General features: G+C 42.8%; 8 protein-coding genes. All 8 read left to right on the top strand.

Annotated features, from left to right (window positions below; translation table 11 throughout):
* Positions 1-112 precede the first annotated feature (112 nt).
* Positions 113-547: a MerR family DNA-binding transcriptional regulator gene (locus H5072_RS05515; RefSeq protein ID WP_008135264.1), complete on the top strand. Its 435-nt coding sequence runs from the start codon at positions 113-115 to the stop codon at positions 545-547.
* A gap of 56 nt (positions 548-603) precedes the next feature.
* Entirely contained in the window at positions 604-1,779 is a 1,176-nt protein-coding gene (locus H5072_RS05510; RefSeq protein WP_182692926.1) for an isovaleryl-CoA dehydrogenase, read from the top strand.
* Positions 1,780-1,789: 10 nt separating this feature from the next.
* Positions 1,790-3,397 carry a carboxyl transferase domain-containing protein gene (locus tag H5072_RS05505; RefSeq protein ID WP_182692925.1) on the top strand — a complete coding sequence of 536 codons (1,608 nt, stop codon included), beginning with the start codon at positions 1,790-1,792 and terminating at the stop codon, positions 3,395-3,397.
* Positions 3,398-3,409: 12 nt separating this feature from the next.
* A complete protein-coding gene (locus H5072_RS05500) occupies positions 3,410-4,180 on the top strand; it encodes an enoyl-CoA hydratase/isomerase family protein (RefSeq protein WP_182692924.1) in 771 nt (256 codons plus the stop codon).
* Positions 4,181-4,188: 8 nt separating this feature from the next.
* Entirely contained in the window at positions 4,189-6,177 is a 1,989-nt protein-coding gene (locus H5072_RS05495) for an acetyl/propionyl/methylcrotonyl-CoA carboxylase subunit alpha (protein ID WP_182692923.1), read from the top strand.
* Entirely contained in the window at positions 6,177-7,073 is an 897-nt protein-coding gene (locus H5072_RS05490) for a hydroxymethylglutaryl-CoA lyase (RefSeq protein WP_182692922.1), read from the top strand. Before H5072_RS05495 ends, H5072_RS05490 begins: the two co-directional genes overlap by 1 nt.
* A 261-nt stretch (positions 7,074-7,334) precedes the next feature.
* The gene (locus tag H5072_RS05485) at positions 7,335-8,033 is read left to right on the top strand and encodes a CoA transferase subunit A (protein ID WP_008135270.1); all 699 of its coding nucleotides are present in this window, start codon (positions 7,335-7,337) and stop codon (positions 8,031-8,033) included.
* A gap of 14 nt (positions 8,034-8,047) precedes the next feature.
* Positions 8,048-8,704, top strand: a complete 657-nt coding sequence (locus tag H5072_RS05480) for a CoA transferase subunit B (protein ID WP_182692921.1) — start codon at positions 8,048-8,050, stop codon at positions 8,702-8,704.
* The last annotated feature ends 313 nt before the right edge of the window (positions 8,705-9,017 follow it).

Raw genomic sequence — 9,017 nt, 5'->3', positions numbered from 1 at the left:
AATAAACACCTCGCTTAAACATCCCTTTATAAATAGTTTCAAATCACACCAAGCTTTACCTTTACGTAAACTTCACTTATATTGGAGTTATTCGAATGAGGTAAATACAATTATGAAACCAGATAATCAAACAAACTTTGCAAGCTCAGCCAAAATGCCGGCCAGTAATGAACAAACATTTAGCATTAGCGAACTCGCTAAAGAATTTGACATTACAACCCGCTCTATTCGCTTTTACGAAGACCAAGGGTTAATAACGCCAGAACGTAATGGTCAAACCCGTATTTATTCAAAACGCGATAAAGTGCGTTTAAAACTAATATTACGTGGTAAGCGCCTTGGCTTTACATTGGCCGAAACCGGTCGTTTGTTTGAACTGTACGACGCAGATAAATCAAGCGCTAAGCAGTTGGTTACTATGCTTGACCTTATTTCAGAAAAAAAAGCAGACCTATCTCAACAAATGGACGACATTAAAGTTGTTCTTATGGAGTTGGTGACGGCCGAGCGCCGCTGCAGAGACACGCTTAATAAAATAGACGAGTAAGTTTATTTTTAAAATAACAACACACTGACAACACACACGTCACACAGGAATGAATCATGAGCACTATTTCACTATATAAAGAAATGAACTTTGGCCTTGGCGAAACCGCCGATATGATCCGCGACCACGTAAACAGTTTTGCGAGTCAGGAGATTGCCCCGCTTGCTGAAAAAACGGACTTAGATAACGCTTTTCCAAATCAACTTTGGACTCAAATGGGCGAAATGGGCGTACTAGGCATGACCGTATCTGAAGACTTTGGCGGTGCAGGCTTAGGTTACTTAGAACATGTTATTGCTATGGAAGAAATAAGCCGTGCTAGTGCATCTATTGGCTTAAGCTATGGAGCACATTCAAACCTGTGTGTTAATCAAATTAACCGTAACGGGTCACAAGCTCAAAAAGAAAAATACTTACCTAAGCTTATTAGCGGCGAGCACATTGGTGCCCTTGCAATGAGCGAGCCTAATGCGGGCTCTGACGTTGTATCGATGAAACTCAAAGCCGAAAAAAAAGGCGATAAGTACATTTTAAACGGCAACAAAATGTGGATCACCAACGGCCCAGACGCACACACGTTAGTTATTTACGCTAAAACAGATTTAGATGCCGGCGCTAAAGGCATTACCGCGTTTATTGTTGAAAGTGACTTTCCTGGTTTTTCAACGGCGCAAAAGCTCGACAAACTAGGCATGCGCGGCTCAAACACCTGTGAGCTGGTATTTGAAAACTGCGAAGTGCCAGAGGAAAACATTTTAGGTAACTTAAACGAAGGCGTTAAAGTACTTATGAGTGGCCTTGATTACGAGCGCGTAGTACTTGCAGCTGGCCCGCTTGGCATAATGCAAGCGTGTATGGATATAGTAGTACCGTATATTCACGAGCGTAAACAGTTTGACACCCCTATTGGTCAATTTCAGTTAATTCAGGGCAAAGTAGCCGACATGTATACACAAATGAATGCTGCGCGCTCATATGTGTATACGGTAGCTCGCTCTTGTGACCGTGGTGAAACAACCCGTAAAGATGCCGCCGGTGCCATTTTATACGCCGCAGAGCTTGCAACTAAAATGGCGCTAGATGCGATTCAAATTTTAGGTGGCAATGGCTACATAAATGAATACGCCACAGGCCGCCTACTTCGTGACGCTAAGTTATACGAAATTGGCGCAGGTACATCAGAAATACGCCGCATGCTTATTGGCCGCGAACTTTTCACTGAAAGCCGTTAAGGATTAAACCATGACGATTTTAAAATCGAGCGTTAATCCTCACGATCCAACGTTTGTACAAAACCATAAAAACATGTCAGCGCTGGTGGACGATTTACGCAGTAAAGTAGCCACAATTAGCCAAGGCGGAGGCGCTGCATTAAAGGAGCGCCACGAAGGCCGTGGTAAATTATTTGTACGCGATCGTATAAGTACGTTAATTGACGAAGGCTCACCGTTTTTAGAAATTTCACAATTTGCAGCCTTTGGTGTATACGAGCAAGCAATACCGTGCGCCGGTGTTGTAGCTGGTATTGGCCGTGTAAAAGGCATTGAATGCATGATTATTGCAAACGATGCCACGGTTAAAGGCGGTACATATTTTCCGCTTACCGTTAAAAAGCATTTACGCGCACAAGATATCGCCGAGCGCTGCCACTTACCGTGTATTTATTTGGTGGATTCGGGCGGTGCAAATCTGCCAGAGCAAGATGATGTATTTCCAGATAAGTTGCATTTTGGTCGTATTTTTTACAATCAAGCCCGTATGTCGGGTAAAGGCATTCCACAAATTGCTGTAGTAATGGGCTTATGTACCGCAGGTGGTGCGTACGTACCTGCAATGGCCGATGAAAGTATTATTGTAAAAGATCAAGGCACTATATTTTTAGCAGGTCCGCCCCTTGTAAAAGCAGCAACCGGCGAAGAAGTAACAGCCGAAGAGTTAGGCGGCGCCGATGTGCACTGTAAAATTTCGGGTGTTGCCGATCACTACGCTGAAAACGACGCCCATGCGCTGTCTATTGCGCGCCAATGTATTGAGCGTATTAATTATACACGCCCTACGGCCCCTCTTCTAGATGATGTAAAACCACCCCGTTACGATATAAACGAGCTTTACGGCATTGTGGGCACCGACCTTAAAAAGCCATTTGATGTACGCGAAGTAATAGCGCGCACAGTGGACGACTCATCATTTGATGAATTTAAACGTTACTTTGGTGAAACGCTGGTCACCGGTTTTGCCAGTATTTACGGCAATCATGTTGGCATAGTGGCTAATAACGGTATTTTATTTAGTGAGTCGGCGCAAAAAGGCGCGCACTTTATTCAACTGTGTGCTCAGCGCAATATTCCTTTAGTATTTTTACAAAATATTACCGGCTTTATGGTGGGTAAAAAATACGAAGCCGAAGGTATTGCTAAGCACGGCGCTAAAATGGTGATGGCGGTTTCGTGTGCTGATGTGCCTAAATTCACAGTACTTATTGGCGGCTCGTACGGCGCAGGTAACTACGGTATGTGTGGCCGCGCATTTGAACCAACCATGATGTGGATGTGGCCTAATGCCCGTATTTCGGTAATGGGCGGCGAGCAAGCAGCTGGTGTAATGGCGCAAGTTAAACAAGATGGTTTAGCACGCAAAGGCCAAAGCATGAGCGAGCAAGAAATCAGTGATTTTAAAAAGCCAATTATTGATCAATACGAAGAGCAAGGTCATCCGTATTACGCAAGTGCACGCTTGTGGGATGACGGCATTATAGACCCTGCCGATACGCGTAATGTATTAGGGCTTGCGTTAACGGCTGCGAATAACGCACCAAAACGTGATTCGAAATTTGGCGTATTTAGAATGTAACCGGAGCGCAAAATGTCAGTAACACTACAAATAACAAAATCTAATGTGGCTGTACTTGTGTTAAGTCGCCCAGAAAAAAGAAACGCATTTAACAGTGAAGTAATACATGAGCTGATCCAGTGTATTGAACATGCAAATACGCTTGATATTCGTGCTTTGGTTTTAAAAACAGAAGGTAAACACTTTTCAGCCGGTGCCGATTTAGCCTGGATGAAATCAATGGCTGATAACAATTACACCGATAACCTAGTTGATTCAATGCAATTAGCTAAATTAATGCAGGTATTGGCAAGCTCCCCGCATCCTACAATTTGTGCTGTGCAAGGTGCCGCTTTTGGTGGTGCTCTGGGCTTAATAGCCTGTTGCGACATAGCCCTTAGTAAAGACGATGCACAATTTTGTTTAAGTGAAGTAAAACTGGGTCTTATTCCGGCGGTTATTAGTCCATACGTTATTAAAGCTATTGGTGAGCGCGCTGCTCGCAGGTACTTTTTAACGGCTGAAGTGTTTGATGCACATACTGCTAAGCAACTTGGCTTAATTCATCAAGTAACCGGTAATTTAGACTGTGCGCTCGATAATATGCTGCAAACACTGATTGATAACGGACCTGTTGCAGTAAAAGCCGCAAAAGCATTAATTAACGATGTAGCAAATAAACCAATAACCGATGAACTCATTGAGCTTACCGCAGAGCGTATTGCAAAAATTCGCGTATCTGAAGAAGGTCAAGAAGGGCTAAGTGCTTTTTTTGATAAACGCCCACCCGCTTGGCAACTGTAGGATTGATTATGAACACACAACGATTACAAAAAATACTGATTGCCAATCGTGGAGAAATTGCGTGCCGTGTAATGCACAGCGCAAAACAAATGGGCTTAACCACGGTCGCGGTTTACTCTGATGCAGACAAACATGCCCAGCACGTAAAAATGGCTGACGAGGCTTACCATATTGGTGCCGCGCCAAGTAAAGATTCGTATTTAGTAGCAGACAAAATTTTACAAGTTGCCAAAGACTGCGGCGCTGACTGTATTCACCCAGGCTATGGTTTTTTATCTGAGAACAGCGAATTTGCTAAAGCCTGCGAAGCTAATAACATTGCTTTTATAGGGCCACCAGCAAGTAGCATTGAAGCAATGGGTTCTAAAACCCGCGCTAAAGAAATAATGGCAGCTGCTAATGTACCGTTAGTGCCTGGTTATTACGGTGATAAGCAAGACCCTGCTTTTTTACAAAGTGAAGCTGAAAAAATTGGCTACCCTGTACTCATTAAAGCGGCCTTTGGTGGCGGTGGTAAAGGCATGCGTGTGGTTGAAAAAGCACAAGACTTTATGAGCGCACTACAAGGTGCGCAACGTGAAGCGATTGCCGGTTTTGGTAACGACTTAGTGTTATTAGAGCGCTATGTAAACCAACCTCGCCATGTAGAAGTGCAAGTATTTGCAGATAACTACGGTAACTGTGTTTATTTAGGCGATCGTGATTGTTCTTTGCAACGTCGTCATCAAAAAGTAATTGAAGAAGCCCCTGCTCCGGGTTTATCTGACGCACTACGCAAAGAAATGGGCGAAGCGGCTGTACGTTGTGCACTGGCTATAAATTATAGAGGCGCAGGTACGGTTGAGTTTTTACTTTGTGGCGATGAATTTTTCTTTATGGAAATGAATACGCGCCTTCAAGTAGAGCACCCAGTGACCGAAATGGTAACCGGTGTAGATTTAGTCAATTGGCAAATTAATATTGCGGGTGGGCAAACATTGCCAATGACACAAAGTAATATTCAATTGCAGGGTCATAGCTTTGAAGCGCGTATATACGCAGAAGATCCAGCCAACGACTTTATTCCGTGCTCGGGCACTATTGAAGCACTACACACACCCCTTAACAGTGAATTTGTACGCATTGATACAGGCATTGCACAAGGCGACGAAATTAGCCCGTTTTACGATCCGATGATTGCAAAACTTATTGTGCATGACGACAATCGCGAACAAGCACTGAGCCGCTTACAACAAGCCCTTGAGCAATTTCATTTAGCAGGTTTTAGCACTAACATTGGCTTTTTACATAATTTAGCAAGCCACCCTACGTTTAAACAAGGTGCGCCAAGCACACACTTTATTGCTGAGCAGGGTGATTCGTTAGTTGCGGTTAACGAATCGTTATTACAAGCAAGTCAGCTTATTGGTGCTTTTGCGTATTTAGAATCGTTAACTAATACCCAAAATACGCAAAGCAGTGCAAGCCCGTGGCAACAGCTGAGTGGTTTTACACTCAATGCACCACAAGTAATTAAAGTCCCTTTTGCCGATTTACAGCTAAGCGCTATAAAAACAGCAGCGGGTTATAGTATTACGCATAACGAGCATGTATTTAAACTACAAGGCACATTAAATAATGGTCTTTGCAGTGTATTTATCAACGGTGAAAAACATAGCGCGCACGTAACTACGGTAGGCAATAGTGTGACAGTGATGAATAAAGCACTGCAAACTAAGCTTGAGCTAGTTGATAAACATTATATTAGTTCGCACGAAAGTGAAGCACTGCCACTTGCGGCGCCGCTTAATGGCACAGTAGTTAAGCACTTAATCGACATTGGTAGCACAATTACCAAAGGCGATGCGGTTGTTATTATCGAAGCCATGAAAATGGAATACACGCTAAACGCACCGCATGACGGCATTTTAAAAAGCTACTGTTTTGGTGAAGGCGAATTAGTAACGCATGGAGCCTTACTTGCTATTGTCGAAGATACAACTGAGGAAGGTGCATAATGAGTGCCTTTCCAAGTAAAGTACGTATTGTTGAAGTTGGCGCGCGAGACGGCCTACAAAACGAAAAAACAGTAAGCACAGCCGATAAAGTAGCGCTTATTAACGCCCTAAGTGCTGCAGGTTTAAAAGATATTGAAGCGGGCGCGTTTGTCTCCCCTAAGTGGGTGCCACAAATGGCAGACTCAGCGGATGTAATATCAGCCCTTGATTTACCCAATGTAAATTTAAGCGCCCTTACCCCTAACTTAAAAGGTGCACAAGCAGCGCACGCTGTTGGCATTAAAGAGTTTGCTATATTTACCGCTGCAAGTGAGTCGTTTTGTCAAAAAAATATCAACTGCTCAATTGAGCAAAGTATTGAACGTTTTAGCGAAGTAATGGCGTTTGCTAAAGCTAATAATATTCGCGTACGTGGTTATGTAAGCTGTGTACTCGGTTGCCCCTATGAGGGTGATATTGACCCGCAAGCAGTACTAAGTGTATCGCAAAAGCTATTAGATTTAGGCTGTTACGAAGTAAGCCTTGGCGATACCATAGGTGTTGGCACCGCAAAAAAAGTAACGCAATTAATCGAGTTACTTTTAACGCACATTGATAAAGCCAAGTTGGCCGTGCATTTTCATGATACATACGGCCAAGCGCTCACAAATATTTACGCAGCTTTAAGCCTAGGTATTGCAACGGTTGACGCGGCAGTTGCGGGCCTTGGTGGCTGTCCTTATGCTAAGGGGGCGTCAGGAAATGTTGCCACCGAAGATGTAGTTTACTTACTGCAAGGGCTTGGCATTGAACACTCAATTGATTTACAAAGGTTAAGTGACGCTGGCTGGGAGATAACCAAAGCACTTGGTATGCAACCTGTGAGCAAAGTATCTGTGGCACTACACACAAAATAACCTGAGCTCTGGATAATAAATCTATCTCGAGCAGCTATTTTCAGCACTAACTGCGTTGAATTTACTTGCAATAGGCCAGCTATTGACGCGTAAATTCGCCTTGTTTTCACTGAAAATCTCTGGCTAGAGAAAATAAATTTAAATATCACCCTGATTCATATGTTAGTAAATCTATTAACCAGAGTTCAGGTTAAATAGCTATCTTATGAAATGATGATTAAAGATAGTTAACAACAAATAGCACACAATGAGGAGAGACTCATGGCCGGTTTTGATAAGGTAGTTTCTAGTTACGAAGCTGCAATGGAAGGATTAAAAGACGGCGATACCATTATTGCCGGTGGTTTTGGTTTATGTGGTATTCCTGAGGGCTTAATTAAACAAATTAAGCACATGCAAACAAAAAACTTAACCGTAGTATCTAATAACTGTGGTGTTGATGACTTTGGTTTAGGTATTTTATTACAAGACAAACAAATTAAAAAAGTAGTTGCCTCGTACGTTGGCGAAAATGCCCTATTCGAGCAGCAGTTATTAAGTGGCGAAATTGATGTAGAGCTTACGCCTCAAGGTACACTAGCTGAAAAAATGCGTGCTGGTGGCGCGGGTATACCTGCGTTTTACACCGCAACCGGTTACGGTACTCCTGTGGCTGAGGGTAAAGATGTAAAAGAGTTTAATGGTCGCCCGTATATTTTAGAAGAATCTATAACGGGTGAATTTGCTATTGTTAAAGCGTGGAAAGCCGACCGCTTTGGTAATTTAGTGTTTAGACACACCGCCATGAACTTTAATCCAATGGCGGCAACAGCGGGCAAAATTACCGTTGCCGAAGTAGAAGAAATTGTAGAGCCGGGTGAGCTTGAACCAAGCCAAATTCATACCCCGGGTATTTTTGTAAATCGCGTTATTAAAGGCAGCTTTGAAAAACGCATTGAACGTGTAACAACACGAGATTAAGCAGGAGCAAAATTATGGCATTATCACGTGAACAAGTTGCAATGCGCGTTGCACAAGAACTACAAGACGGTTACTACGTAAATTTGGGCATAGGAATTCCGACACTCGTCGCAAACTATGTACCAGATGATATTGAAGTTATGTTACAGTCCGAAAATGGCCTTTTAGGCATGGGCCCGTACCCAACTAAAGCAGAGCTAGACGCCGATATGATTAACGCGGGTAAAGAAACCGTGACAGCAGTCACAGGTGCAGCCATATTTAATAGTGCAGATAGTTTTGCCATGATACGGGGTGGTCATGTAGACTTAACCGTTCTGGGTGCATTTGAAGTTGACCAGAACGGCAACATCGCATCGTGGATGATCCCTAAAAAGCTGATTAAAGGCATGGGTGGCGCGATGGATTTAGTCGCTGGCGCGAAAAATATTATTGTTACTATGACCCATGCAAGTAAGCATGGTGACTCTAAACTATTAGAAGCCTGCTCTTTACCGCTTACTGGCGTTAATTGCGTAAAAAAAATAGTAACAGATTTAGCCGTATTAGAAGTTAAAGACGGCGCATTTCATCTATTAGAACGTGCTCCGGGCGTTACTGTTGATGAAATCATTAGTAAAACAGCAGGTAAATTACTTGTTGATGGTGAAGTTCCAGAAATGGTTTTTTAGGCTCTAGCTTAAAAATAACGCTTTACCCTGTACCGACCTCATTCCCAGTGCCAATGGCGCTGAGTTACCCAAAATCCCTCGCAAGAGGGATTTTTTTTATCTTTTGTCATTATTTTTACCGTCATTCATACATCTGTAGTAAATTTTATCTATAATACAAATATAAATTAAATGTAAGCGCTTAGATTCTTTGCACTATTTTGTGGATAGCCTGCACCCTTTTTGTGAACTAGCGTTAATTTTATTTTTAACCTACTGATATTTAAGCATTAAATAGTTGGTTCAAATTTTGCCTAAGTAAGGCGTCTCAATA

The sequence above is a fragment of the Pseudoalteromonas sp. SR45-5 genome (genome assembly GCF_014163565.1).
GTDB lineage: Bacteria > Pseudomonadota > Gammaproteobacteria > Enterobacterales > Alteromonadaceae > Pseudoalteromonas > Pseudoalteromonas distincta.
Note: the sequence above shows the minus strand (reverse complement) of the source record. Positions and strands in the feature narration are given on the sequence as shown.

Excerpts from the sequence above, each read along its gene's own strand:
- H5072_RS05480 (WP_182692921.1), top strand. The coding sequence starts at position 8,048 with ATGGCATTATCACGTGAACAAGTTGCAATGCGCGTTGCACAAGAACTA.
- H5072_RS05495 (WP_182692923.1), top strand. The coding sequence starts at position 4,189 with ATGAACACACAACGATTACAAAAAATACTGATTGCCAATCGTGGAGAA.
- H5072_RS05500 (WP_182692924.1), top strand. The coding sequence starts at position 3,410 with ATGTCAGTAACACTACAAATAACAAAATCTAATGTGGCTGTACTTGTG.
- H5072_RS05510 (WP_182692926.1), top strand. The coding sequence starts at position 604 with ATGAGCACTATTTCACTATATAAAGAAATGAACTTTGGCCTTGGCGAA.
- H5072_RS05485 (WP_008135270.1), top strand. The coding sequence starts at position 7,335 with ATGGCCGGTTTTGATAAGGTAGTTTCTAGTTACGAAGCTGCAATGGAA.
- H5072_RS05505 (WP_182692925.1), top strand. The coding sequence starts at position 1,790 with ATGACGATTTTAAAATCGAGCGTTAATCCTCACGATCCAACGTTTGTA.
- H5072_RS05490 (WP_182692922.1), top strand. The coding sequence starts at position 6,177 with ATGAGTGCCTTTCCAAGTAAAGTACGTATTGTTGAAGTTGGCGCGCGA.
- H5072_RS05515 (WP_008135264.1), top strand. The coding sequence starts at position 113 with ATGAAACCAGATAATCAAACAAACTTTGCAAGCTCAGCCAAAATGCCG.